The following is a 26,551-nucleotide window of genomic DNA, read 5'->3' as shown; positions in this document are numbered from 1 at the left end:
CGGGGAGAAGGAATTCATGCCGGCCCTTCGGCCGGCGGGAAGATGATCCGATCGTCAGTGCGGCAATAGCGGTCGGCGAACATGCGGCCGACCGGGCGATACTTCTCGGTATGGACGCGCATCGCCTTGGGGTCCCACAGATCATCGCGGACGTGGAAGCGCAGCCCCTCGCCGATCACGAGCTGGCGGTCGTCCTTGACGTTGATCACCTGCCAGATGCGGCACTCCATGGCCCACGGCGCCTGGGCGATGCGCGGCGGCACCACGTCGACCGACGGCGCCAGGCTCAGCCCGAGATAGTTGGGCTCGCCGATCTCGGGCGGGAAGTCGCCGCTGGACTGGTGCATCTTCTCGGCCAGGGGCTCGTCGGTGAGGTTGACGACGAACTGGCCGGTGCGCTCGATGTTCACCCAGGTGTCCTTGATGCGCCCGTCCGGCCGCTTGTTGATCGCGAACATGATCAATGGCGGATCCTCGGCGAACGCGTTGAAGAAGCTGAAGGGCGCGGCATTGACCACACCCGTCGGCCCGACCGTCGTCACCCAGGCGATCGGGCGCGGCAGGATGAAGGATATGAGCAGCTTGTAGCGCTCGTGATGGCTGACCTCGGACGCGGCGTATTGCATGGGACCCGGCTGGCATGAGGAGACGAAGCCGCGACTATACCGTTGCGGACCGCAGACGGAAGCGATGCGGGGCTATTTCCGGGTCGGCGGCGGCGGCTCGGCCCCGGCGCGCTCGGTGATCAGCCGGTAGTGCTCCGGCCGGCGGTGCCTGGCGAAGTTGAAGACGTTCTGGCGGATGCTCTCGCCCAGCGACAGGTCGCAGTCGAACATGATCACCTCGTCGGCCTCGCTCATCGCCTGGGCGGCGATCTCGCCAGTGGGGGCCACGATCACCGAGGCGCCGTACATGCCGAACCCGTCCTCCTTGCCGGCCTTGGCCGTGGCCACGATCCAGGTGCCGTTCTGGTAGGCGTTGGCCTGCACCGACAGCAGGTGGTGGAACACCCGGCGATAGGGCGGCTCGTGGAAATAGATGTTGTCGGTCGGCGTGTTGTAGCCCAGCGCCACCATCTCGACGCCCTGCAGGCCCATGACGCGGAAGGTCTCCGGCCAGCGCCGGTCGTTGCAGATGCACTGGCCCATCACGACGTCCTCGTCGAACATGCGCCAGACGTTGAAGCCGAGGTCGCCGACCTCGAAGTAGCGCTTCTCCAGATGCTGGAACGGCGCCTGCGGCAGGTGATCGCTGTGTCCGGGCAGATGCACCTTGCGATACTTGCCGATGATGCGTCCGTCCGGGCCGACCAGGATCGACGTGTTGAACCGCCGCGTCCGGCCCCCGTCCTCGGTCAGCTCGGCATAGCCCAGATAGAAGCCGACCTTCTTCTCTCGCGCCAGCTCGAACAGCGGCATTGTCTCGGGGCTGGGCATCTGCGCCTCGAAGAAGCGGTCGATCTCGGCCTGGTCGGCCATCCACCAGCGGGGAAAGAAGGTCGTCAGCGCCAGCTCAGGGAACACCACGAAGCGACAGCCGGCATCCGCGGCCTGGCGCAGCATCGTCATCATGCGCTTCACGGCCGAGGCCTTGCTGTCGGCGAGATGGATCGGCCCCATCTGGGCGGCGGCGACTTTCAGTCGGCGGGACATGTCGTTCCTCGGCGTTGAAGACGGGCGTCTCTTGCAGCGCGAATCACGTTCTCCGCGTCCTCAACGCGAAAGTGACTCATATGATCTTGTGATCTTGCTCGTGATGCACGATCTGCACAACTCTTGCGCTCCGCAGGGCATTCTTCCGGTTCTCAGGGGAAAGCAGGTTTCAGCGCCAAGCCTTCATGGTGAGCTTGTCGAACCATGAAGGCCTTGCACGGCCGTCCGCGCGGGGCGCTTCATGGTTCGACAAGCTCACCATGAAGCGCTACTGCATCCCGAACGGAGCGCGGCATTCTTCTTACCCGACGATTCGCCTCCGACTTGATCCGTGCCGGATCCCACGCCACAGGTGCACCGCTCCTATCGCCCTCCCGTATCAACGCCTTCAGCCGGGCCTTCTGCTCGGCTTTACACTCCTGCAATGCAGGCAGCACCTTGCGATCGGAGCGCACCCGCTGAGCCCTGTCAAAACAGCGGCCGTACCCCGAACGCCCCCATCTTCGCCATCTCCGGTGCCGGCTTGCCCAGCGGCCGCGACGCATCGGGCGACTCGCAGCGCAGGAACCGGCCGCTGCCCCTGGCGGCGTCGAGCTTGCCGTTCTCGACAACGACCCGGCCGCGGCTGATCACCGTGGTCGGCCAGCCTGTGATCTGCCGGCCTTCGTAGGGACTGTAGCCGACATTGTCGTGCAGGTCGGCCCAGCGCACGGTGACCTGCCGCTGCGGATCCCAGATCGCGAGGTCGGCGTCGCTGCCCACGGCGATGGTGCCCTTGCGCGGGTAGAGGCCGTAGAGCCGGGCGTGGTTGGTCGACGACAATGCCGCGAAGCGGTGCAGGTCGATGCGGCCCGTCTGCACGCCCTCCGAGAACAGCAGCGGCAGCCGCAGCTCCAGGCCGGGCACGCCGTTGGCCATCTCCTTGAAGGTGGTCGTGAGCCCCTTGGGGATCTTGCCGCCCTCGTTGAACTGGTAGGGCGCGTGATCGGACGAGAAGACGTCGAACGTGCCGTCCTTCAGCCCGGCCCACACCGCCTCCTGCGCCGCCGAATCGCGCGGCGGCGGGCTGCAGCACCACATCGCGCCCTGCACGTCGGGCTTGTCGAGGTCATCGCCGGTCAGCGCGATGTACTGCGGACAGGTCTCGGCGAAGATCTTGAGGCCCCTCGCCCGCGCCTGGCGCACCGTGTCGATCGCCTCGATCTCCGACATGTGCACGATCAGCATCGGCGCATCGACCAGCCGCGCCAGCGCGATGGCGCGGTTGGTGGCCTCGGCCTCGGCGACGCGGGCATGGGCGATGGCATGATAGCGCGGCGCCACGTGGCCCTGATCGACCAGATGATGCGCCAGCCACTGGATCATGTCGTGGTTCTCGGCATGCACCATCACCAGCGCGCCCTCGCGGCGCGCCAGCGCCAGGATGTCGAGCATCTGGTAGTCGCTGACCTTCAACGCCTCGTAGGTCATGTAGATCTTGAACGAGGTGTAGCCGTCGCGGATCAGCGCCGGCAGCTCCTGGCCCAGCACCTGCTCCGTCGGATCCGAGACGATCAGGTGGAAGGCATAGTCGATCACCGCCTTGGGCGTCGCCGCCTCGTGGTAGTCCTGCACGACCTTGCGCAGCGACATGCCGCGATGCTGCGCCGCGAACGGGATGATGGTGGTGGTGCCGCCATACGCCGCCGACACGGTGCCGGTGTAGAAATCGTCGGCGCACATGATCCCCATGCCCGAGCGCTGCTCGACGTGCACGTGGCTGTCGACGCCGCCCGGCAGCACGAACTTTCCGGCCGCGTCGATCTCGCGTGCGCCGTCGCCGGCGACGCGGCCCAGCGCGGCGATGGCGCCGTCCTTGATCGCGATATCGCCTTCGGCGGCGTGCTCGGCGGTGACGATGCGGGCGTTGCGGATGACGAGGTCGTAGGCAGGCACGGTGAGCTCCGGATCAGATCAGGATCTGTCATTCCGCCGCCAGCGGCGAGGACCGGCCGGCGGCGGCCAGGCGCCGTTCCAGGCGGCGGATCAGGTTGTCGAGCTCGGCGAGGTCGGTGGCACCCAGCGACGAGCCCGGCGCGCGTTGGCGAGCGCTGCGGATCGCGCCGCGGCGGCGCAGCACCTCCTTGCGCAGCGCCAGCCCCATGCCGGGCTGCTGCTCGTGACGCACCAGCGGCAGGTAGAGGTCGTAGAGGTCCTCGGCCTCCTCCGCCTTGCCTGACGCGAACAGCGCGTGGACCTGCACCAGCATCTCGGGCCAGGCAAAGCCGGTCATGGCGCCGTCGGCGCCGCGCCGCAGCTCCTGCACGTAGTACAGCCCGCCATTGCCCACCAGGATGGACACACGGCGACGGCCCGGCCGCTTCTCGTCCTCGCGCACGCGCGTGACCTTGCCCAGGCCGGGGCAGTCCTCGTGCTTGAGCATCACGAGCTGCGGAAAATCGTCGACCAGGCGGCCGAACACCGGCACCGGCAGGAACACCGACGTCGCCTGCGGATAGTCCTGGAAGACCACGGGCACATCGGGCCCGAGCGCCGCGAAGACCTGGGCATAGTAGCCATAGAGGCCGTCGTCGCCCTTCAGGCCCGGCGTCGGCGCCACCATCACGCCCGCCGCGCCGGCGCTCATCACCTCGTGCGACAGCCGCCGCAGATTGTCGATGCCGGCGTGGCTGGTGCCCACGATCACCTGCCGGTCGCCGGCACGCGCGATGACGCGCCGCACCACGGCCAGCGACTCCTCGCCCGAGAGCTTGTGCGCCTCGCCCATCATGCCCAGCAGGGTGAAGCCGTGCACACCGCTGCGGATGTAGAAATCTGTCAGGCTGTCGATGCTGTCGTAGTCGACCGCGCCGTTTTCGGTGAAAGGCGTGGCAGCGATGATGAACACGCCCGTGGCGGATTCGTCGAGGCGCTTGGCGGCCATGGCGCTATCTCCTGCAGGGTCAAGACCATCTTGCCACCGGGCGCCCGCACCGGGAAGCTGTGGTCTGGGCAGCCTGCCCTGCAATGGAAGCAGGAATCATGACACCCAAGACGACGCATATCCGCAACCTCGATGTCGCCGTGGCCTGGGACGAGGCCGAGCAGTGCCATGTGTATCTCCAGGGCGCCGACCTGGTGTTCCGAGGCAACGAGATCGTGCATGCCGGGCCAGGCTATGCCGATGCCGCCGACACGGTGATCGAGGGCGGCGGCATGATGGCGATGCCGGGCCTCGTGAACATCCACAGCCACCCCTTCTCCGAGCCCGGCAACAAGGGCCTGACCGAGGAGGTGGCCAGCGACAGGCTCGGCCAGAGCTCGCTCTATGAATACCTGCCCGTGTTCGGCATGGAGGCCGACGCTGCCGGCGCGTCGTCACGGTTCGCCCTGTCGGAGCTGCTCAAAAGCGGCGTGACCACCATCTGCGACCTCTCGATCAACCGCGACGGCTGGATCGACGACCTCGCCTCGACCGGCATCCGCGCCGTGCTGTGCCCGATGTACCGCTCCGGCCACTGGTACACGAAGAACGGCCATGCGGTGGACTACGCCTGGGACGAGAAGGCCGGCGAGCAGGCATTCGCCGCGGCGCTGCAGACCATCGACCACGCGGCGCAGCACCCCAGCGGCCGCCTGTCGGGCATGGTCGGGCCGGCGCAGATCGACACCTGCACCGAAGGCCTGTTCAAGGACAGCCTGGCCGAGGCGCGCCGGCGCGGCATCCCGATGCAGACCCATGCCGGCCAGGCCATCGTCGAGTTCAACGAGATGGTGCGCCGTCATGGCAAGACGCCCATCGAGTGGCTGGACCAGATCGGGGTGCTGGGGCCCGACCTCATCATCGGCCACGGTATCTTCCTGAGCGACCATCCGCAGCTGCACTGGCCGCACAGCGACGACTTCGCGCGGCTGCGCGCTTCCGGAGCCGCGGTGGCGCACTGCCCGACCGTGTTCGCGCGCCGCGGCATCGCGCTCAACACGATCGGCCGCTACATGGATGCCGGCATTCCCCTCGGCATGGGCACCGACACCTTCCCGCACAACATGTTGGATGAGATGCGGCTGGCCTGCTACGTGGCGCGTGTCGTCTCCGGCAACTACAAGCACGGGCAGACGCGCCATGCGCTGGAGGCCGCGACCGTGGGCGGCGCCGGCATCCTGCGGCGCCCCGATCTCGGCCGGCTGCTGCCCGGCTGCAAGGCCGATTTCGCGCTGATCGACCTCCACCACCCTTACATGCAGCCGCCGCTCGAGCCGATGCGCAGCCTGATCTACTCGGCCAGCGACCGCGCCGTGCGCCACGTCTATGTCGACGGCATCCAGGTGGTCCGCGACGGCAACGTGCTCACCATCGACATCGATGCCGCCGTCGCCGCCATGAATGACGGCCAGCGCCGCCGCCTGGCCACGGTGCCGCAGCGCGACTGGGCCGGCCGCACGGCCCAGCAGCTGGCGCCGCCGGTGCTGGCCGCACGCGACCGCCTGCCGCAGAGCCGGCCGGCGCGCTGAGCCAGAATCGGGTGGGGATAACATCCATCTAACGATGGTGGCCTCAGCCCAGATTCACGCAATATATTGCGTTGCAGGGATCGGACCGGAGGCCATTGTGGCGACGCGGCAAAACGGCAATCGCAGCGGGCGAGGCTCGCGCAAGGCCAAGCGGGTCATCGACCGGGCGCCAAGCCTGCAGGGCTGGCACTCGACGGACACGGAGGAGATCGAGCGGCGGCGCTGGCGCGGCCGGACCGAGATCACCGCGGTCGAGGCATGCGAGGCGTCGCTTCCCTATTTCGGCACGTTCCGTGTCGCGTCGGGCTCGGGCGGCAGCTACGACGTCGAGATCCGCTCGCTGGATCGGCTGGAGAACAGCTGCGGCTGCGCCGATCACCGCGTCAACGGGCTCGGCACCTGCAAGCATATCGAAGGCGTGCTTGCAGTGCTACGCCGCCGCGGCGTCCGAGCCTTTGCCGATGCGGCCCGGACGGGCAGCCCGCGCGTGGAGCTCTTCCTGTCCCGCGCGCAGGAGGCAACCCCGTGCCTGACCTGGCCGTCGGGTGGCGCCGCCGCCAATGCCGTCCGCCACGACCTGGCGCCCTTCCTGACCGACGACGGCGCATTGCGGGATCCCTCTCCTGCCGGAATCGAGGCGCTGCTGGCCGCCGTCAATGCTGCCCCCAGCAACGTGCGGCGGCACATCCGGGCCTCGCGGTATCTGCCCTCTTGGACCGAGGCCGCCAAGCGCCGCGAGGCGCGCGCCGAGGCACGCACGCGGTTCCTGGCCGAGGTCGAGGCCGGCCGCCAGACACTCGACCTGCTGCGCCACAAGCTGCTGCCCTATCAGCGCGAGGGCATGCTGCACCTGGCGTTCGGTGAGCGCGCGCTGCTCGCCGACGACATGGGCCTGGGCAAGACCATCCAGGCCATCGCGGCATGCGAGCTGCTGCGCCATCTCAAGGGCGTCAGCCGGGTCCTGGTGGTCTGCCCGGCCTCATTGAAAGGCGAATGGCAGGAGCAGATAGCGCGCTTCAGCGGCGCCGACACGCTGCTGGTCCACGGCGGACGGCCGCAACGCCTGGCGGCGTACACGCAACCACCCTTCTTCACCGTCGTGAACTACGAGCAGGTCGTGATCGACGCTGACGAGATCAACGAGCGGGTGAAGCCCGACATCGTGATCCTCGACGAAGCCCAGCGTATCAAGAATTGGCACACGAAGACGGCGGCCGCCGTGAAGTCGCTGGTGTCGCCTCATGCCTTCGTGCTGACCGGCACGCCGATCGAGAACCGCATCGACGAGATCTACTCGATCGTCCAGTACCTCGATCCCGGGCTGCTGGGGCCGCTGTTCCGTTTCAATCGCGACTTCTACCAGCTCGACGAACGCGGCCGGCCAGTCGACTACAAGAACCTGGAGGAGCTCCAGCGCCGCCTGAAGCCGGTCATGCTGCGGCGGCGCAAGCACGATGTCGAGACCGAGCTGCCGGGACGCACCGTCACCAACTACATCGTCGGCATGGCCGACGAGCAGCGCACCCGTTATGACGAATACAAGGCGCAGGCGGCGAAGCTGGCCGCCATCGCCAAGCGCCGGCCGCTCACGCCCAAGGAGTTCGACAGGCTGCAGCTCCTGCTCGCCTGCATGCGCATGCTATGCGACACCCCTTTCATCCTCGACCCGGGCTGCCGATTGAGCCCGAAGCTCGAGGAGCTGGAACGGGTGCTGACCGAGGTCCTCGCCGATCCGGAGCGCAAGGTGATCATCTTCTCGGAATGGGAGCGGATGCTGACCCTGGTGCGCGAGCTGGCGCAGGAGATGGAGGTGGAGTTCGCCTGGCACACGGGCTCGGTGCCGCAGGAGCGCCGCCGCGCCGAGATCGCCCGCTTCAAGCGCGATCCGGATTGCCGGCTGTTCCTGTCCACCGACAGCGGCAGCGTCGGGCTCAACCTGCAGGCCGCGAGCGTGGTCATCAACCTCGACCTGCCGTGGAACCCGGCGCGCCTGGAGCAGCGCATCGCGCGCGCCTGGCGCAAGCATCAGCACCGGTCGGTCGACGTGATCAACCTGGTGACCGAGGACAGCATCGAGCACAACATGCTCGGCCTGCTATCGCAGAAGCAGGCCCTGGCCGACGGCGTGCTGGACGGTGCCGGCGATCTCAAGGGGCTGCGCATGCCCTCGGGCCGCGGGGCGATGGTCGAACGCATCGCCGCCGTCCTGGAGCCGGCCGCAGCGCCCACGGCGCCTCCCGAGCCGCCTGCGCCGGACATCCAGCTGCGGGACGACCTGGTGGCCCGCCATGCCGGCACGCTGATGCTGCTGGAAGCGCACCGCGGCGCCGACGGTGTCGATCGCTTCCTGGTCGTCCTCGACAGCGAGGACGCTGCAAGCCGGGAGCGGGAGCGCTTGTCGGCAAACGACGGCAATGCGCCGCAGATCGAGGTTCTCGACCGGTTCGCCTACGACGCCATGCAGCGGCTGATCGCGTCGGGCATCCTGCGGCCGGCCGACGACGCGCGGCGCGAGCTGGTGCGCTCGCCAGCCCTGGCCTCGACAGCCGGCGCCCGCGACCAGGAACGCGCCGCGCGCGGTGCCGAGCTGCTGGGCAACGCCGAGCGCAAGCTGCGCATGGCCCTCCTCCTGGCGGAACGCGGCTTCGCCGAGGAGGCGGCGCCGGTGCTGACCGAATGCCTTGGGCTCGCTGCCCAGGCGCGGGCCATGATCACGGGCAGCACCCCGCCCGATGAGCCAGTGCCCGAGCCCGTATCAGCACCGTCGGCCATGGCCAGGCCTGCGCAGGAGGCGCCGCGTTCCGAGCCGGAGACGCTGGCAACCGTCACCAGCTCGATGGAGCGGCTGCTTGCCGATCTGCGCGGCAGCCTGCAAACATTCGCCCGGGCCGCTTGACCTCACTGCAGCAGCTTCAGCACGCGTGCGATTGTCGCGAACAGCCGCTCGATCTCCGCGTCCGAGATCACCAAGGGCGGCGACAGCACCAGCGCATCGCCGGCCGACCGCACCAGCACCCCTTCGTCGAAGCAGCGGTTCGCCGCCTCGATGGCGCGCACAGCGCCGCCGTCGGGCCGCGGCGCCAGCTCGATGGCAGCGAGCAGGCCGATGTTGCGGATGTCGATGACGTTGGGCAGGCCCTTCAAGGCATGCGCCGCCGCCTCCCATAGCGGCGCCGTCCTGGCGGCGCGCTCGAAGATATCCTGGTCGCGGTAAACGTCGAGCGTCGCGATGCTGGCGGCGCAAGCCAGCGGATGGCCGGAATAGGTGTAGCCGTGGAACAGCTCGATCATGTTCTCCGGCCCGGCCATGAAGGCGTTCCATACCTTGTCGCCGGCGATCACGCCGCCCATCGGCACGGCGCCGTTGGTCATGCCCTTGGCGCAGGTGATGAGGTCGGGCGTCACGCCGAACGCCTGCGCGGCGAACGGCGCGCCGAGCCGGCCGAAGCCGGTGATGACCTCGTCGAAGATCAGCAGGATGCCATGGCGGTCGCAGATCGCGCGCAGCCGCTCGAGATAGCCCTGGGGTGGCGGCAGGACGCCGCCGGAGCCCGTCACCGGCTCGATGATCACGGCGGCGATGCTCGAGGGATCGTGAATCTGGGCCAGCGCCTCGAGCTCGTCGGCCAGATGCGCCCCCCAGGCCGGTTGGCCGCGCGAGAACGCGGTGTGCGCCAGGTCCAGCGTGTGCGGCAGGTGATCTGTCTCCGGCAGCAGGGGTCCGAAATCCTTGCGGTGGCGGCCGATGCCGGCCACCGACAGGCCGCCCCATCCCATGCCGTGGTAGCCCTTGGCGCGGCCGATGAAGCGCGTGCGGCCGACCTCGCCTTTGACGCGAAAATACGCACGTGCGATCTTCAACGCCGTATCGACCGCTTCAGAGCCTGAATTGGCGAAGAAGACATGGTCCATGCCGGCCGGCGCGATGCTGGCGATGCGCGATGCGGCCTCGAAAGCCAGCGGGTGCGCCATCTGGAACGACGACACGTAGTCCAGCCGCTCGGCCGCGTGCTTGATCGCCTCGACGATCGGCCGCTGGTTATGGCCGGCGTTGACGCACCACAGGCCGGCCATGCCGTCCAGGATCCGCTGTCCGTCCGCGGCCGTGTAGTACATGCCGTCGGCGCCGACGAACAGGCGCGGATTGGCCTTGAACTGGCGGTTGGCCGTGAACGGCAGCCAATAGGACTCCATCTCGCTCTGGTTCGGCACCGTCATGATGGTCATCGAAAGCCTCGTCTGCTTCTCATCGCGATAAAATGCACTCGATCTGGATGCCCTGAAAGGGTCAACCTTGAGATACTGCAAAATTTTCTGTTTCATGACGGCATAAAGTGCATTAGCGTCGGAACGTGTTGTTTGCGAAGGAACGCGGGCGATGGCTGAAGCCTGTCCTTTGATCGAGCTGGCCGGGCCGCCGTTCGAGCGTGGCCGCGACTATGGCCGCAAGGCGCGGCCGCGTATCATCAAGGGCATCTCGCACTATTCCGGTCAGCTCGCGGCGATGTCGGTCGATGCCGGCCAGATCCATCGGCTTGTCCGCGACTACCTGCCCGTGATCGAAGGCTTCGAGCCGGCCTACATCGAGGAGATGCGCGGCATAGCCGATGGCGCCGGCGTCGATTTCGACAGCATCGCCCTGCTCAATGCCCGCACCGAGATCCTGAAGCTCGGCCAGCGGCCCGACCTGCGGCGCAAGCTGATGACGGCCGATGAGCCCGACGGCTGCACCGGGGTGGTGGTCCTGCCCGGCGCCAGCCGTGACGGCACGCTTATCCACGCCCAGAACTGGGACTGGAAGATGGAATGTGCCGAGACCGCCGTGGTGCTGCGCATCCGCAACGACGAAGGGCCCGACATCCTCACCTTCACCGAGGCCGGCGGGCTGGCGCGCTCGGGCTTCAATTCCGCCGGCATCGTGATCACGGCCAACTATCTGGAATCCGACCGCGACTATTGCCAGATCGGCGTGCCCCTGGCGCTGATCCGCCGCAAGGTGCTGGAGCAGACGCAGCTGGCGCTGGCGATGCGGGCCGTCTACGTGACACCCAAATCGGCCGCCAACAACATGATCGTCAGCCACAAGGACGGGGTCGCCATCGATTTCGAATGCGCGCCGGACGAGACGTTCCAGGTGCACCCGCAGCAGGGGCTGCTGGCGCATGCCAATCATTTCGTGAGCCCGGTGGCGCTGTCCAAGCTGAAGGACACCGGCATCGTCAACACGCCCGACAGCCTCTACCGCGACATCCGGGTGCGCGACCTGCTGGCGCCGCAGATCGGCGCGATCACGCCTGATGCGGTCAAGTCGGCGTTGTTCGATGATTTCCAGGCGCCCTGGTCGGTTTGCCGGCCGCCGCGCCCCAACCTCACCAGCAACCTCAGCGCCACGGTGGCGATGATCGTGATGCAGCCGACGCAGGGCACGATGGATGTCGCCATGCTGCCGGCGCTGGACCGGACGTTCACGACCTATCGCCTGGATCGCGCCGAGCCCACAATGCGCGCCGCCGCCAGCGACTGAGAGGACCAAGACGTGCTCCGACGCCCTGCGCTGGCTGCCGCCGGCATCGCGGCAGCCGCAACGCTCGCCCCGCTCTGCGCCGCCGATGCCCAGAACACCACCATACGGCTGCGGATGAAGACCGACATCCGCTCGACCGATCCCGGCACCAACCGCGACGGCCCGACCGACGGCGTCGTGCAGCATATGGTGGAAGGTCTTGTCGCCTTCCGCGAGGACACGTCGGTGGGTCCGCTGCTCGCCGAGCGATACGACGTCTCCGCCGACGGCAAGACCTACACCTTCACCTTGCGTCCCGACGTGCGCTTCCACAACGGCGCGCCGCTCACGGCCGATGACGTCGTGTGGTCGTGGCAGCGCTATCTCGATGCGGCAACCCAGTGGCGCTGCCGGCCGGAGTTCACCGGCGGGCTGGCGAAGCTCGAATCGATCGCGAAGACGGACGACCACACCGTCGTGTTCACGTTCGACCGGCCATCGGCCCTGATCCCGGCGACCATGGCCCGGGTCGATTGCGGCGGCTCCGGCAGCACCCATCGCGACTCCGTGGGTCCCGACGGCAAATGGCGCGACCCTATCGGCACGGGTCCGTTCAAGATGGGCGAGTGGCGGCGCGGCCAACATGTCGAGCTCGTGCGCTTCGACCAGTACGCCTCCCGCGACGAGGCGCGTGACGGCTACACCGGCGGCAAGAAGGCCGCCGTCGACCGGATCCGCTTCGTCGTCATACCCGACGCCGCGGCGGCCAAGGCAGCCTTGATGAGCGGCGCCAGCGACATCGATCCCGACATCGAGCCGGAAGATTTCGCCGAGCTGAAGGCGCGCCCTGGCCTGAAATTTGAATCGGCCACGACGATGTCGATGGCCACCGTCATCTTCCAGACCCGGGACAAGGTGATGCAGGACGTGCGCATCCGCCGGGCCCTGGCCCTGGCGATCGACACGGCCGAGATCACCGACGCGGTGACCGCGGGCACGGCCAAGCCGAACAACTCCGTGATCCCGATCAGCAGCCCCTACTACACCAAGGTGCAGGCCGGCGGCTACACGCGCGACCTCGCCGCGGCGCGCAAGCTCCTGGCCGAGGCCGGCTATGGCGGCCAGCCGATCAAGCTGCTGGCCAATAAGCGCTTCAAGAGCTCCTTCGACGTCGCCGTGCTGGTCCAGGCCGCCGCCCAGCAGGTGGGCCTGAAGATCGACATCGAGGTCCTGGATTGGGCGACCCAGCTCGACCGCTACACCAAGGGCGACTTCCAGATCCAGTCGTTCCCCTACTCGGCGCGGCTGGATCCGGCGTTGAGCTACGAGATGGTGACCGGACCGAAGGCGACGCAGCCGCGCAAGGTATGGGACAACCCGGAGGTCGAGGCGATCCTGCGCCAGTCCATGCAGATCGCCGACCGCGGCAAGCGCCAGGTCCTGTTCGACACCCTGCATCGGCGGCAGATCGAAGAATTGCCGCTGATCATGATCTACAACGAGGTCCAGATCGCAGCGATGCGCACGGCGCTCAACGGGTACAAAGCCTGGCCGACCGGCCAGCCGCGCCTGTGGGGCGTCACGCTCAACTGACGCCGGCGACCAGCAATCCATGCTCAGCTACGTCCTGCGCCGACTGGCCTTCACCATCCCGACGCTGCTGCTGGTGGCGATGGCGGTCTTCACCCTGGTGCGGCTGATCCCGGGCGATCCCGTGCAGCTGATGCTGGGCGATGCGGCCGACCCGGCGCAGGTGACCGAGATGCGCCGTGCGCTGGGCTTGGAAGAGCCGCTGCCGGTGCAGTTCGTGCTCTGGCTGGGCAAGGTCGCCGTCGGCGATCTCGGCAAGTCGATCAGCAACGGCCTGCCGGTGCTGCCGCTGATGATCGAGCGCTTCCAGGTCAGCGGGCTGATCGTGCTGGTCGCCGTCTTCTTCGCCGCGCTGCTCGCCGTACCGGCCGGCCTGCTGGCAGCGTGGCGGCAGAACCAGCCGCTGGACCTGGCGATCGTGGCCGGCGCCACGATGCTGCTGTCGATCCCGACCTTCTGGCTCGGGCTCCTGCTGCTGCTGCTGTTCGGCCTCAAGCTCGGCTGGCTGCCGGTCGTGGGCTACGTGCCGTTCTCGGAGAATTTCGGCCAGGCGCTGCTCTACATCGTGCTGCCGATCGTCACCCTGACCATGGTCGAGATCGGCGTCATGACGCGCATGTCGCGCGCCGCCGCCATCGACGTGCTGCGCCTCGACTACGTCACGCACGCCCGCGCCAAGGGCTTGCCCGAGCGGCGGGTGCTGATGCGCCACGTGCTGCCCAACGCGTTCGCACCGACCTGGACGTTGATCGGCCTGATCCTGGGCCATCTGCTGGGCGGCATCGCCGTGCTGGAGACCGTGTTCACCTTGCCCGGGCTGGGCCGCCTGCTGGTCGATTCGATCTTCGCGCGCGACTACCCTGTCGTTCAGGGCTGCCTTCTGTTCACGGCGCTGATCTACGTGCTGGTCAACCTGGTGGTCGACCTGTGCTACCCGCTGTTCGATCCCCGCGTGCAGGCCGAGTGACATCGCGATGAAGCTGCGCGGCAACACCCTGGTCGGCGGCACGCTCATCGGCATCGTGCTGCTGACCGCCGCCACTGCCACGGTGTGGACGCCGTACAACCCGCTGCAGGTCAACCTCAGGGCCCGGCTCAAGCCGCCGTCGGAGCTCTACTGGCTGGGCACGGACGAGTTCGGCCGCGACGTGCTCAGCCGCATCATGGCCGGCGCCGGCACCAGCGTGCTGGTCGCGCTGCTGACGGTGGCGTTCGCCGTCGTCGTCGGGGTCATCCTGGGCGTCGTGGCCGGCTATGTCCGCGGCTGGACCGACCGCATCCTGATGGCCGTCAATGATGCGCTGCTGGCCTTTCCCGGCATCCTGCTGGCGCTGGGCGTGATGGTGGTGGTGGGCGCCAACAAGTACGGCATCGTGCTGGCGCTGGGCCTGGCCTATGCGCCCTCGGTCGTGCGCGTGGTGCGCGGCACGGTGCTGTCGGTGCGCGAGCGCGAGTATGTCGAGGCCTCGCGCATGATCGGCAACGGCGAGATCTACTCGATGGTGCGCCACGTCATGCCCAACTGCATCGCGCCGATCGCGGTGCTGTCGACCAGCATGTTCGGCTGGGTGCTGCTGTCGGAAAGCGCGCTGAGCTTCCTGGGCCTGGGCGTGCCGCCACCGGCGCCGACCTGGGGCAACATGCTGGCGGCCAGCCGGCCCTACATGGAAACCGCGACATGGCTGGGCATCGCGCCGGGCCTGTGCATCGCCTTCACCCTGCTGGGCATCAACCTGCTGGGTGACAGCCTGCGTGACCGCCTCGACCCACGGATGGCGCACGCATGAGCGGCCCTGCCCTGCTCACCGTCGACGGCCTGAAGCTGCGCGCCACCGGCATTGGCTCCCTGGTGGTCGATGATGTTTCCTTCAGCATCGGCCGTGGTGAGTTCCTCGCCGTCGTGGGCGAGTCGGGCAGCGGCAAGACCATGGCGGCGCGCGCCATCCTGGGCCTGCTGCCGCCGGCCATCATCCGCGTCGACGGCCGCATCCGGCTCGACGGCGAGGATCTCACCCAGGCCACGCCGGAGCGCCTGCGCCAGCTGCGTGGCCCCGCCATCGGCATGGTGTTCCAGGAACCGATGGTCTCGCTGAATCCGGCGCTCACCATCGGCACGCAGATGGCCGAGGGGCTGAAGCTGCATCGCCGCCTGTCGCCGCAGGAGATCCGCGCCAAGTCGGTGGCGATGCTGCAGCGCGTGCAGATCCGCGATCCGGAGCGCTGTCTGGCCGCCTTCCCGCACGAATTCTCCGGTGGCATGCGCCAGCGCATCATGCTGGCCTCGGTGATGCTGCTGCGCCCCAGCCTGCTGATCGCCGACGAGCCGACCACGGCGCTCGACACCCTGGTGCAGCGCGAGGTGCTCGACCTGATGGTCGAGCTGGCGCGCCAGGAGGGCACCGCGGTGATGCTGATCACCCACAATCTCGGGCTGGTCGCGCGCTATGCCCAGCGGGCCGTCGTGCTCCAGCGCGGCAAGCTGGTGGAAAGCGGCCCGGCACAGCGGATCCTGGCGGCGCCGACGCATTCCTACACGCGCCAGCTCGTCGATGCGTTGCCCCGTCGTGAGGCAGCAACGCATCGTGATGCGCCGGGAGAACCCGTGATCGCCGCACGTGGGCTTGAGGTGACGTTCGGCGGCCGGCGTCGCTTCTTCGGCAGGCGCCCCTCGGTGCGCGCGGTCGACGGCGTGGATCTCGAGGTGCGCGCCGGCGAGACGGTGGCGGTGGTCGGCGGCAGCGGCTCCGGCAAGACGACCCTGGGCCGCGCCATGCTGCGGCTGATCCCGGCATCGGGCGGACAGGTGCTGTTCCGCGGCAGCGATATCCTGTCGGCCGACCGCGCCACCCTGCGTGCCTTCCGCCTGGGCTGCCAGCTGGTGTTCCAGGACCCCTATTCGTCGCTCGATCCGCGCATGCGGGTCGGCCAGACCGTTGCCGAGCCGCTGCGCCATGTGCCGCAGCTCAGCGCCGCGGACAGGGAGCGCCGCGTCGAGGAGGTGCTCGAGGAGGTCGGCCTGGGCGGTTTCGGCCGCCGACTGCCGCACGAATTGTCGGGCGGCCAGCGCCAGCGCGTGGCGATCGCGCGCGCCATCGTGCGCCGGCCGGTGTTCGTGGTGGCCGACGAGCCGGTGTCGGCGCTCGACATGACCATCCAGAAGCAGGTGCTGACCCTGTTCCGCGACCTGCAGCGCCAGCGCGGTTTTGCCTGCCTGTTCATCTCGCACGACCTGGCGGCGGTCGAGGAAGTCGCCGACCGCGTCGTGGTGATGCAATCGGGCCGCATCGTCGAGCAGGGTTCGCGCGACGACATCTTCGATCGGCCGCAGCACGACTACACCAAGGCCTTGCTTGCGGCGTCACCGGCGCTGGACATGCCGAAACCCCGATCGAGCACCATCCCTGTCACGGATCTCGTGACATGACTGCAAGCCACATCATGGTGAGGTTGTCGAACCATGAAGTGGCCGCACCACGGCTGTGCGTAACCTTCATGGTTCGACAGGCTCACCATGAAGGCCACCAAGGAGTTGATGATGCCCCTGGGCTACTACGACGTCGGTGCCACGCCGTTCTTCGCGCTGCAGGCTGACCAGCGTGTCTCCTACTGCCTCTACGTGCCCAGGGCGCTGGCTGAAGCCCAGGACCGCTCGGCCTGGCGGCTGATTGTGGCGATGCACGGCACCGGCCGCACGGCCACCACCTACCGGGACAAATTCGCCGACCTGGCAGAACGCGAACGCTGCATCGTGCTGGCGCCACTGTTCCCTGTCGGCCTGATCGAGCCGGAAGAGCTTTCCAACTACAAGCGCCTGAAGTTCCACGACATGCGCTTCGACCTGCTGCTGCTGGCCATGGTCGACGAGGTCGGACGCAAGTACGGCATCGATGTCAGCCGCTTCCTGCTGTTCGGCTTCTCCGGCGGCGGCCAGTTCGTCCACCGTGTCTTCCTGCTGCACCCGCACCGGCTGGCGGCGGTGTCGATCGGCGCGCCAGGCAACGTGACCCTGCTCGACGACACGCGCGACTGGTGGGTCGGCACCCGAAATCTGCAGGCAGAGCTCGGCGCCGATGTCGATCTGGCGGCCATGCGCCGCGTGCCGGTGCACATGGTGGTGGGCGCAGAGGATACCGAGACCTGGGAGATCACGCTGAAGCCGCACCACAGCGCCTGGATGGAAGGCGCCAACGACGCCGGCGCGACCCGCATCGACCGCCTGGCGACGCTGAAGGCGAACTACGAGCAGCACGGCATCGCCGTGCGGCAAGATATCGTGCCCGGCATCGGGCACGAGGGTTGGAAGACGCTCGAGCCGGTCATCGCCTTCTTCACGGCGGTGCTGCAGGACGGCGCGAAGCGGAGCGTAGCGTGAAACTCTTCCCCGCGTGGCGGGCGGGCGGCTCACCTGTGGCGCGGCATCGCGCTGCCGTCCTTCCCGTCATCCCGAGCGCAGCGAGGGATCTCCCGCGGATAGCGCACCGTGCGCCCTGCCGCAGGAGATCCCTCGCTGCGCTCGGGATGACGGGAGGGCGGAAGATCATCATTCTCGCCGCCACCCTGCTGACAGTCGGCGGCGCGCTGGCGCAGGAGGGACGCCGCACCGATGCGCTCACCGTGGCGCTGATCTCGGACATCCGCAGCAGCAACCCCGGCGTGAACCGCGATGCCAATTCCGACACGGTGCTGCACCACGTCGTCGAAGGCCTCGTGGCCTATCGCGAGGATCTGTCCGTCGCGCCCATGCTGGCCGAATCCTGGCTGGTCGAGGATGGCGGCCGGACCTATCGCTTCCGCCTGCGCGAAGGCGTGTCGTTCCACAACGGCGCGCCGCTCACATCGGCAGAGGTCGTCTGGAGCTGGCGCCGGTATCTCGATCCCAAGACCCTGTGGGCGTGCACCCGCTTCTTCGACGGCACGCAAGGCCCGAAGGTGCTCGATGTCGAGGCCCCGGACCCGAGAACGGTCGTGTTCCGCCTGCAGGAAGCTTCCGGCCTGTTCCTGATCGCGATGGCCAACCTGCAGTGCAACGCCGCGATCCTGCATCCTGACTCGGTCGGGCCCGACGGCGCCTGGCGCGCGCCGATCGGCACCGGCCCCTACGTGCTTCGCGACTGGCAGCGCGGCCGGCAGATCGAGCTGGCGCGCTTCTCGGGCTACCGCCCGGCGGAGGGGACACGCGACGGCATGGCCGGCGCCAAGATCGCCTACGCCGAGCGGCTGCGCTTTCTGGCCATCACCGATGCCTCGGTGATGAAGGCGGCCCTGCTCACCGGCAATGTCGACGTCGTGCCGGTGCTGTCGCCCAACGATGTCGATGACGCCAAGGCGCGCGGCGTCCAGGTTTCCGTGCAGTCGACATTCGCTTGGCAGGTGATGTTGATGCAGACGCGCGACCCACTGCTGGCCGATATGCGCATGCGCCGCGCCATTGCCCACGCCGTCGACCTGCGCGAGGTGGCGCAGTCGCTGTCCTTCGGCCTCGCCGGCCCGAACCCTGCTGCCGTGCCCCTGGCCAGCCCCTATTACGGCAGCGCCTTCGCGGCCTGGCCGGCGCATGATCCGGCTGCCGCCAAGCGCCTGCTCAAGGAGGCCGGCTATGCCGGCCAGCCGCTCCGGATCCAGACCAGCACGCGGCCCGGCGGCTATTTCGATGCCGCCGTCATGATCCAGGCCATGCTGGCCGAGGCCGGCATCAATGCCAAGCTCGAGACGCTGGAATGGGCGACCCAGCTGCAGAACTACAACACGGGCAAGTTCCAGCTCTCCTCCTTCGTCTATTCGTCGCGCCTCGACCCGGCGCTGGGCTATGCCTCGCTGATCGGCGACAAGACACGCTTCCCCTTCGCGCAATGGGATGACCCGCAAGCGAAGGCGCTGCTGGATGCCGCCAAGGCGTCCAGCGAGCCGGCCGAGCGCGGCCGGCTGTTCGCGTCCTTGCACCAGCGCATGGCCGACGCCGTGCCGATCCTCGGCATCTACAATCCGGTCGAGGTCTCGGCAGCCGGGCCGCGCGTGCGCGGCTACAAGACCTGGCCGGCCGGCAACGAGCGGTTCTGGGGCGTGTGGAAGGAATGACCGGTTCGTGCGACGTGCAACGGGAGTTGATCGATGAGTGAGCTCTGGGCGCTGGACGCCGCCGCGGTGGCGGATCTGACACGCAGCCGCAAGGTCTCCTGCCGCGAGGTCATCGTCTCGGCGCTGGCCCGGCTCGATGCGGTCAACCCCGCGATCAACGCGGTGGTGCGGCCGTTGCACGAGGAAGCGCTGGCCGCCGCCGATGCCGCCGACCGGGCTGCCGCCGACGGCAAGGCGCTGGGGCCGCTGCATGGCGTGCCGGTCACCACCAAGGTCAACCTCGACCAGGCGGGTTGCGCCACCGACAACGGCGTGACGGCGTTCAAGGACCTCATCGCCGCGCAGGACAATCCCACGATCGCCAACCTGCGCCGCGCCGGCGCCATCGTCATCGGCCGCACCAACACGCCGGCCTTCTCCATGCGGTGGTTCACCGACAATGCCCTGCACGGGCTGACGCTGAACCCGTGGGACCGCACGCGCACGGCCGGCGGCTCCAGCGGCGGCGCCGCCGCGGCCACGGCCGCCGGCATCGGCGCGATCGGCCAGGGCAACGACATCGCCGGCTCGGTGCGCTATCCGGCCTATTGCTGCGGCCTGGTGGGGCTGCGCCCGACCTACGGCCGCATCCCGGCGCACAACTTCACGGCGACCGGCAAGCGGCCGATCTCGTCGCAGCTCATGGCCGTGCAAGGCCCGCTGACACGGCGGGTGCGCGACGCCCGGCTGGCGTTCGCGGCCATGGCGGCCGGCGACGGCAACGATCCGCGCTGGGTCGATGTCCCGCTCGAAGGACCACGCCCCGCGGCGCCGATCCGCATCGCGATGGTCGTCGACCCGGACGGCCGCGGCGACATCGCTCCCGAGGTCGAAGCGGCGATCCGCCAGGCGGGGCGCTGGCTGCAAGACGCCGGCTATCGCGTCGAGGAAGCCGAGCCACCGGCCTTCGGCGAGGTGATCGACCTGTGGGCGCGGCTGGCCATGGACGACGTGATCGCGGCGCTCGAGCCGGCCGTCGCCCAATACGGCGACGACGGCATCAAGACCGCGCTCGGCTACTGGCGCGACGTCTTCCCCGCGGCCGAGCCGCGGGGCATCCTCGAAGCCCTGGCCGACCGTGACAGGCTGCTGCGGCTATGGCAGCTCTTCCTCGATGAGCGGCCGCTGGTCCTCACCCACACCTCCGCGGCGCTGCCGTTCGAGGTCGGCCAGGACGTGATCGACGCCGCTACGACGGCGCGCCTGATGAAGGCGCAATCGACCCAGCTCGCGGTGCCGGCGCTGGGGCTGCCGGCGGTGTCGGTGCCCACTGGCGCCACCGGACGCGTGCCGGTCGGCGTGCAGCTGATCGCCGGCCGCTACCGCGAGGACCTCTGCCTCGATGCGGCCGAGGCGATCGAGCGGCGCGCCGGCGTCTTGACGCCGGTCGACCCGACCGCCTGAGGCGGCGGCGTGGGCCCGCCGCCCGCTCCGCCATAGATGCGCACCGTCAGGTCGAGATGACGGTGCAGCAGCGTCGCCGCCCAGTCGCGGTCGCCGGCGATGAGGGCGTCGAGAATGCCGATATGCTCGCGTGTCGACTGGGCGATGCGCTCGGGCGACAGCCGCGGGAAGGTGCTGTATTCGCCAAGCTGGCGCAGCGCGTTCTGCCGGCGTACCGCTTCCACCAGGTAGCGGTTCCCCGACCACACCGTGAGCGTCTCATGGAACTGGCGGTTGGTCTCGAACCAGCGCCGTGGATCGGTGTCGCTGCCCTCGCGCAAACGCTCGAGGTGCGCCTCGCGCAGGCGGTGCAGCTCGGCCGGGTCCGGCGTGAAGCCGGGCTCGCGCAAGGCGGCGCACTCGACGATCATGCGAAAGCGATAGCTCTCGGTCACCGCCTCGCGCGAATCGAGCGCCTCGACGAAGCGCCAGCCGTGACCGCGCTGGCGCCGCACCAGGCCGTCGTCCGCAAGCTTCATCAGCACGCGCCGCAGCGCGCCGCGCGACACGCCGTAGCGCGGCATCAGCTCCGCTTCCGACACTTCGGCCGGGATACGGTTGCGCGCCCGGTCGGTCATCAGCGCGGTGAGCAGCTCGTCGAACGGCGAGCGCGGCAGCCGGGCCGATGCCCGCCCCGCGCCATTGAGCTTCTTGGCCAGGACAAATCCCCGGCCGGGCGTGCGGCGGACATAGCCCAGCCCTTCGAGGACGCCCAGCGCCGCCCGCACCGGCGTGCGCGAGACCCCGAAGGCCTGCGCCAGCGCCAGCTCGCGCACCGGCGCGCCGGCCTGCAGATCATCCTTTTCGATACGCGCCAGGATCTGCCGGGCGAGCTCGCTTTGCAGCGGTGTCGCCTGGCTGCCTTGGTGCCGAACCTTGGCCACGCGTGTCTCCCGAGCAAGCTGTCCCAACGGCGCGCATATTGCACGGCACGGATTGCCCCAGAAAGTGCTTTTCGTCGCAACAAAAATATGCGTCACTTTCGCGCGGGCTTCCTGCCACGCCAACGAACCGGGGCGGCTGATACATGAAGAAGACCATCCTCATCCTCGCCGCCTGCGCGGCGCTGCCGGCCTCGGCGCTGGCGCAGCGCAACGGCGGCACCCTCACCATCGCGCTGAACGCCGATATCAGGAGCCTCGAGCCTGGCATCAACCGCGACGCCAACACCGACACGGTGATCCAGGTCCTGTTCGAAGGGCTCGTGGCGCATCGTGCCGACCTCAGCGTCGGCCCGGCGCTGGCCGAGTCATGGACCGTCTCCGATGACGGCAGGACCTACACCTTCCGCCTGCGCGAAGGCGCGAAGTTCCACAACGGCGCGCCGCTGACCGCGACCGAGGTCAAGTGGACCTGGGACCGCCTGATGGCGCAGACGGGCTGGAACTGCCGTCGCACGTTCGATGGCAGCTCCGGCTTGAAGGTGCTCGAGGTCGCGGCGCCGGACGCCCGCACGGTCGTCTATCGCCTCGCCGAGCCCCAGGCCGTGTTCCTGAAGCAGCTCGCCAATGTGCAATGCCACGTCCTGGTGGCGCACCCCGACAGCGTCGGCGCCGACGGCAAATGGATGACACCGATCGGGTCCGGCCCCTACAAGCTGAAGGAATGGAAGCGCGGCGAGCTCGTCACCCTGGAGCGCTTCGCCAGCTACCAGGCCAGCAAGGATCCGCAAAGCGGCTATGCCGGCGCGCGCAACGCCTATGTCGATCAGGTCGTCTTCCGTGTCATCCCCGACCCCAACGCGGCCGAGGCCGCCCTGCTGACCGGGGCGGTCGACATCCTGCCACAGGTCGATGCGCCGCGTGTCGCCGAGCTCAAGAAGCGGCGCGACGTGACGATCCAGAGCACGCCAGGCCTCAACTGGGGGCCGCTGCTGATCCAGACCCAGGACCCGCTGCTGTCGAACGTGAAGCTGCGCCAGGCCATGGCGCACGCCATCGACATCAACCAGATCGCCGAAGCGCGCACCGAAGGCCTCGTGAAAGGCAACCCCTCGGCGGTCAGCGAGTCCAGCAGCTACTTCGACAAGCGCTTTCTGGAGTGGCCGGCCTATGATCCGAAGAAAGCCGCGGCGCTGCTCAAGGAAGCCGGCTACGCCGGACAGGTGATCAAGATCCAGACAAACAAGCGCTACACCGGCATGTACGAGCGCTCGGTGATCGCGCAGGCGATGCTCGCCGCGGCCGGCTTCAAGGTCGAGCTCGAGACGCTCGACTGGGCGACGCAGCTCGACAACTACCTGAAAGGCACCTTCCAGGTGCAGTCGTTCGGCTACTCGGCGCGGCTCGATCCGGGCCTGATGTACATGGCGCTGATCGCCGACAAGTCGAAGTCGAAATGGGCGCAGTGGGATGACCCCAAGGCGATTGAGCTGCTGGCCGAGAGCGCGCGCACCATGGACGAGACCAAGCGCAAGGACATCTTCCTCAAGCTGCATGCGATGATGGCCGAGCAGGTGCCGATCATCGGCATGTACTACGATCCCAATATCGATGCCGTGCGGTCCAACGTCCACGGCTACAAGACCTGGGCGGCGGACCGGCCGGTGCCCTGGGGTGTCTGGAAGGAATAGTGCCTGGAATCACGGACCGTGACACACCTGTCATCCCGAGCGCAGCGAGGATCTCCCGCGAATGACGCACCATGCGCCTTGCCGCAGGAGATCCCTCGCTGCGCTCGGGATGACAGTTGTGCCCTTGCCTTCGACGATATGCGATTGATTCGCAACATCGAATGCTTTTAGGATCAGTGAAAGGCAGCACCGCTGGCCGCAAGTCAGGAGCCTCACATGCCCGATACGAATGTCGGTCCCCTCGCCGGAGGCCTGCCGTCCGACCCCGAGCTGCTGGACGAAGCCGGCGCCCGCCATCTGGTCGAAGCAGTCTATCCGCAGCCGAGCCCGGGCGTGCTGGCCAAGGATATCGGCCGCATCGATCGCCATATCCGCCGCTTCATCGAGATGTCGCCGTTCTGCTGCCTGGCGACATCCGACAAGCAGGGCCGGCTGGACGTCACGCCGCGGGGCGACAAGCCTGGCTTCGTGAAGGTCCTCGACGAGAAGACGCTGGTGCTGCCCGACCGCCCCGGCAACAACCGCCTCGACAGCCTGCGCAACATCCTCAGCCACCCCGAGGTCGGGATGCTGTTCCTGATCCCGGGGTTCGAGGAGACCGTGCGCATCAACGGCACGGCACGGCTCTCGGTCGACTCCCGGCTGCTGGCGGCGATGGCGGCCGAAGGCAAGAACCCGCGCTCGGTGATGGTGATCAAGGTGCGCGAGGCCTACCTGCATTGCGCCAAGGCCTTCCGCCGCAGCCGCCTGTGGGACCCGGCGGCGCAGGTCGAGCGCTCGCTGCTGCCGTCGCTGTCGGTGATGATCGGCGAGCAGCTCAAGCTGCCGCCGGAGCAGAACGCCGAGCGCGAGCAGCGCCTGGAGGAAGCCTACCGCAAGACCATGTGGTGAGGCGGGCAGCTGTCATCACATGACGATTGGGCTGGCAGCGTGCGCTGGTCGCCCGCCGGTGATAGCCTGCCCGCGCTGACGCAAAGCGAGGGAGGCATGCGATGCCGGTTGTCCTGGGCAGTGGCGAGCATCGCTACAGCGTGGTCGAGAACTGGGCGAAGCTCCCGGACGGCTGGGAGTTCAGGGATGTCGCCGCGGTCGCGGTCGACAGCAAGGACCAGGTCTATGTGTTCAATCGCGGCGAGCATCCGATGATGGTGTTCGACCGCGACGGCAACTTTCTGCGCTCCTGGGGCGAAGGCCTGTTCCGGCGCGCGCACGGCATCCATATCGATGCCGACGACAATCTCTACTGCACCGACGACGGCGATCACACGGTGCGCAAATGCACGACCGAGGGCAAGGTGCTGCTGACCATCGGCGTGCCCGAGGCGCCTGCCCCGTTCATGAGCGGCAAGCCGTTCAACCGCTGCACCCACACCGCCCTGTCGCCGCGCGGCGACATCTACGTCTCGGACGGCTACGGCAATGCCTGCGTGCACAAATACACGCCTGACGGCCGCCACCTGATGTCCTGGGGCACCTCAGGCACCGGGCCGGGCGAGTTCAACCTGGTGCACAACATCGCCTCCGACCCCGATGGCTGGGTCTATGTCGCCGACCGCGAGAACCATCGCGTGCAGGTCTTCGACGGCAACGGCAAGTACGAAGCGCAGTGGAACAACCTCCACCGGCCGTGCGCGCTCTATTGCTGCAATGGCGCGCACGGGCCGCGGTTCATCGTCGGCGAGCTGGGCCCGGGCATGCCGGTCAACCTGAAATACCTCAACCTCGGGCCACGCCTGAGCGTCGTCGACAAGACCGGCCAGCTGCTGGCGCGGCTCGGCGGCGAGGACGGTCCGGGCACGCAGGCCGGCCGGTTCCTGGCGCCGCACGGGCTTGCCGTCGATTCGCGCGGCGACATCTATGTCGGCGAGGTGAGCTACACCAACTGGTCGACCAGCTTCCCGGATACGCCCATGCCCCGCCCCCTGCGCTCGCTGCAGAAGCTCGCCAAGGTGGCGTGATCGGCCGCCGTTCTTCTACGTCCGCCGCTGGGCGACGGAGAACGCGAGCTGGGAGACGAGCGACGCGGCCAGCAGGATGCAGGCGGCAGGCCGCGCCGAATCGGCATGCCAGATCCCGACCAGCAGGGTGCTGAGCGCGCCGAAGCCCATCTGCAGGAAGCCGTAGAGTCCCGATGCCGCCCCGATCGCGCGCGGATCGACACCGATCGCGCGCGCCGTCGCCACCGGGCTGGCCAGCCCGACGCCCAAGGCGAACACGCACATGGCGGCCATCACCGAGACCACCGAGAGCCACCCGGCGAGATCGATCACCAGCAGCGCCGCCGCGCCGGTCGAGCCCAGCGCCGCCGCCACGGGCAGGATCATGCCGGCCCGCGCGCCGACGGTGACGCGGCTGGCAATCCAGCTGCCCAGCATGACGCACAGCATCATCGCGATGTAGTACCAGCCGATCTCGGAGGTCGGACGGTGCAGGACCTCGATGAACAGGAACGGCGAGGCAGCGAAGAAGGCATACATGCTGGTCGACATGCAGGCGCCGCCGACCGCCAGCAGGCGAAACTGCCGAAGTGCCAGCAGCCGGCCGTAGACCCCGACCATGGCGGCGGGATTGGACAGCGTGACGCGCTGGCGGTTGGTCTCCGGCAGCGCCGTCACCGTGAGCACCAGCACTGCCAGGCCGGCCATGCCGAGAAAGGCGAAGATCGCGCGCCAGCCGAACCAGTCGGTGATCGTCCCGCCGACCAGGGGCGCCAGCGCCGGCGTGATCGTCATCGCCATGACCAGGAAGGCGATCTGCCGCGCCGCCTGGTCCGGAGGCACGCCGTCGCGCACCATCGCGCGGCCCAGCACCAGGCCGCCGCAGGCGCCCAGCGCCTGCAGCACCCGGGCCGTGATCAGCCATTCGATGCGCGGCGCGATCCCCGCCAGCAGCGTGCCGATGAGGAAGATCGCCAGGGCCACGATCAGCACCGGCCGACGGCCGAACCGGTCCGACAGCGGCCCATACAGCAGCTGGCCGGCGGCGATGCCGATCAGGTAGAGCGTGAGCGTGAGCTGCGCCGTGGCAGGATGCACGTCGAACTGGCGCGCCACGGCGGGCAGCGCCGGCACGAAGATGTGCATGGACAGCGTGCCGCTGGCCGCGATCGCCGCCAGGATGGCAAGGCTGGGCCGCGCCGCGCCGGCGGCGATGGCCTCCGGCGGCTGTTCCGGCCCCGGCGCCATC

At 68.5% G+C, this 26,551-nt stretch carries 20 protein-coding genes; 13 read left to right on the top strand and 7 right to left on the bottom strand.

All coding sequences use genetic code 11. The features are described from left to right. Positions 1-14: 14 nt before the first annotated feature. The 4 genes from FHP25_RS03455 to FHP25_RS03440 form a co-directional block, all read right to left on the bottom strand. On the bottom strand, positions 15-626 hold the full coding sequence (locus FHP25_RS03455) for a flavin reductase family protein (protein WP_147845502.1): 612 nt from the start codon (positions 624-626) through the stop codon (positions 15-17). A gap of 72 nt (positions 627-698) precedes the next feature. Then, positions 699-1,652: an N-carbamoyl-D-amino-acid hydrolase gene (locus FHP25_RS03450; RefSeq protein ID WP_147845501.1), complete on the bottom strand. Its 954-nt coding sequence runs from the start codon at positions 1,650-1,652 to the stop codon at positions 699-701. Between the two features lie 468 nt (positions 1,653-2,120). Then, positions 2,121-3,587, bottom strand: a complete 1,467-nt coding sequence (gene hydA / locus FHP25_RS03445) for a dihydropyrimidinase (RefSeq protein WP_147845500.1) — start codon at positions 3,585-3,587, stop codon at positions 2,121-2,123. 28 nt (positions 3,588-3,615) lie between these two features. Further along, positions 3,616-4,575 carry a dihydrodipicolinate synthase family protein gene (locus tag FHP25_RS03440; protein ID WP_147845499.1) on the bottom strand — a complete coding sequence of 320 codons (960 nt, stop codon included), beginning with the start codon at positions 4,573-4,575 and terminating at the stop codon, positions 3,616-3,618. 98 nt (positions 4,576-4,673) lie between these two features. Here FHP25_RS03440 and FHP25_RS03435 point away from each other — a divergent pair, with 98 nt between their 5' ends. Both FHP25_RS03435 and FHP25_RS03430 read left to right on the top strand, forming a co-directional pair. Further along, the gene (locus FHP25_RS03435) at positions 4,674-6,143 is read left to right on the top strand and encodes an amidohydrolase family protein (protein ID WP_147845498.1); all 1,470 of its coding nucleotides are present in this window, start codon (positions 4,674-4,676) and stop codon (positions 6,141-6,143) included. Between the two features lie 97 nt (positions 6,144-6,240). Continuing rightward, positions 6,241-9,039, top strand: coding sequence for a DEAD/DEAH box helicase (locus FHP25_RS03430; RefSeq protein ID WP_178133252.1), 2,799 nt, complete (start codon positions 6,241-6,243; stop codon positions 9,037-9,039). 2 nt (positions 9,040-9,041) lie between these two features. Here FHP25_RS03430 and FHP25_RS03425 read toward each other — a convergent pair whose 3' ends face one another. After that, the gene (locus FHP25_RS03425; protein ID WP_147845496.1) at positions 9,042-10,370 is read right to left on the bottom strand and encodes an aspartate aminotransferase family protein; all 1,329 of its coding nucleotides are present in this window, start codon (positions 10,368-10,370) and stop codon (positions 9,042-9,044) included. Between the two features lie 151 nt (positions 10,371-10,521). Here FHP25_RS03425 and FHP25_RS03420 point away from each other — a divergent pair, with 151 nt between their 5' ends. The 8 genes from FHP25_RS03420 to FHP25_RS03385 all read left to right on the top strand — a co-directional run bounded on the left by FHP25_RS03420 (position 10,522) and on the right by FHP25_RS03385 (position 20,754). Continuing rightward, positions 10,522-11,667, top strand: coding sequence for a C45 family autoproteolytic acyltransferase/hydolase (locus FHP25_RS03420; protein WP_147845495.1), 1,146 nt, complete (start codon positions 10,522-10,524; stop codon positions 11,665-11,667). Between the two features lie 12 nt (positions 11,668-11,679). Continuing rightward, positions 11,680-13,239 (top strand): ABC transporter substrate-binding protein, encoded by a 1,560-nt coding sequence (locus FHP25_RS03415; protein ID WP_231712193.1) that lies wholly within the window; start codon positions 11,680-11,682, stop codon positions 13,237-13,239. Positions 13,240-13,258: 19 nt separating this feature from the next. Beyond that, positions 13,259-14,203 carry an ABC transporter permease gene (locus FHP25_RS03410; RefSeq protein ID WP_147845494.1) on the top strand — a complete coding sequence of 315 codons (945 nt, stop codon included), beginning with the start codon at positions 13,259-13,261 and terminating at the stop codon, positions 14,201-14,203. A 7-nt stretch (positions 14,204-14,210) separates the two neighbouring features. After that, complete coding sequence (locus FHP25_RS03405) at positions 14,211-15,023, top strand: ABC transporter permease (RefSeq protein WP_147845493.1); 813 nt, start codon at positions 14,211-14,213, stop codon at positions 15,021-15,023. Then, positions 15,020-16,660: a dipeptide ABC transporter ATP-binding protein gene (locus FHP25_RS03400; protein WP_147845492.1), complete on the top strand. Its 1,641-nt coding sequence runs from the start codon at positions 15,020-15,022 to the stop codon at positions 16,658-16,660. Before FHP25_RS03405 ends, FHP25_RS03400 begins: the two co-directional genes overlap by 4 nt. Before the next feature lie 87 nt (positions 16,661-16,747). Beyond that, on the top strand, positions 16,748-17,608 hold the full coding sequence (locus tag FHP25_RS03395; protein ID WP_147845491.1) for an alpha/beta hydrolase: 861 nt from the start codon (positions 16,748-16,750) through the stop codon (positions 17,606-17,608). 146 nt (positions 17,609-17,754) lie between these two features. Continuing rightward, a complete protein-coding gene (locus FHP25_RS03390) occupies positions 17,755-19,311 on the top strand; it encodes an ABC transporter substrate-binding protein (protein WP_147845490.1) in 1,557 nt (518 codons plus the stop codon). 33 nt (positions 19,312-19,344) lie between these two features. Continuing rightward, positions 19,345-20,754 (top strand): amidase, encoded by a 1,410-nt coding sequence (locus FHP25_RS03385; protein ID WP_147845489.1) that lies wholly within the window; start codon positions 19,345-19,347, stop codon positions 20,752-20,754. Here the strand turns inward: FHP25_RS03385 and FHP25_RS03380 are convergent. Beyond that, a complete protein-coding gene (locus tag FHP25_RS03380) occupies positions 20,670-21,677 on the bottom strand; it encodes a GntR family transcriptional regulator (protein ID WP_147845488.1) in 1,008 nt (335 codons plus the stop codon). The two genes, FHP25_RS03385 and FHP25_RS03380, sit on opposite strands and share 85 nt — an antisense overlap. Before the next feature lie 143 nt (positions 21,678-21,820). Between FHP25_RS03380 and FHP25_RS03375 the strand changes: the two genes are divergently transcribed. From FHP25_RS03375 to FHP25_RS03365, 3 genes are all read left to right on the top strand, one after another. Continuing rightward, positions 21,821-23,365: an ABC transporter substrate-binding protein gene (locus tag FHP25_RS03375; RefSeq protein WP_147845487.1), complete on the top strand. Its 1,545-nt coding sequence runs from the start codon at positions 21,821-21,823 to the stop codon at positions 23,363-23,365. 216 nt (positions 23,366-23,581) lie between these two features. Continuing rightward, positions 23,582-24,256, top strand: a complete 675-nt coding sequence (locus FHP25_RS03370) for a pyridoxamine 5'-phosphate oxidase family protein (protein WP_147845486.1) — start codon at positions 23,582-23,584, stop codon at positions 24,254-24,256. 101 nt (positions 24,257-24,357) lie between these two features. Then, on the top strand, positions 24,358-25,323 hold the full coding sequence (locus tag FHP25_RS03365) for a peptidyl-alpha-hydroxyglycine alpha-amidating lyase family protein (RefSeq protein ID WP_147845485.1): 966 nt from the start codon (positions 24,358-24,360) through the stop codon (positions 25,321-25,323). Between the two features lie 15 nt (positions 25,324-25,338). Here FHP25_RS03365 and FHP25_RS03360 read toward each other — a convergent pair whose 3' ends face one another. Beyond that, entirely contained in the window at positions 25,339-26,550 is a 1,212-nt protein-coding gene (locus FHP25_RS03360) for a multidrug effflux MFS transporter (RefSeq protein ID WP_178133245.1), read from the bottom strand. Position 26,551 lies beyond the last annotated feature (1 nt).

The sequence above is a fragment of the Vineibacter terrae genome (assembly GCF_008039615.1).
Classification (GTDB): Bacteria; Pseudomonadota; Alphaproteobacteria; order Reyranellales; family Reyranellaceae; genus Vineibacter; species Vineibacter terrae.
This window is presented reverse-complemented; position numbering and strand designations above follow the sequence as displayed.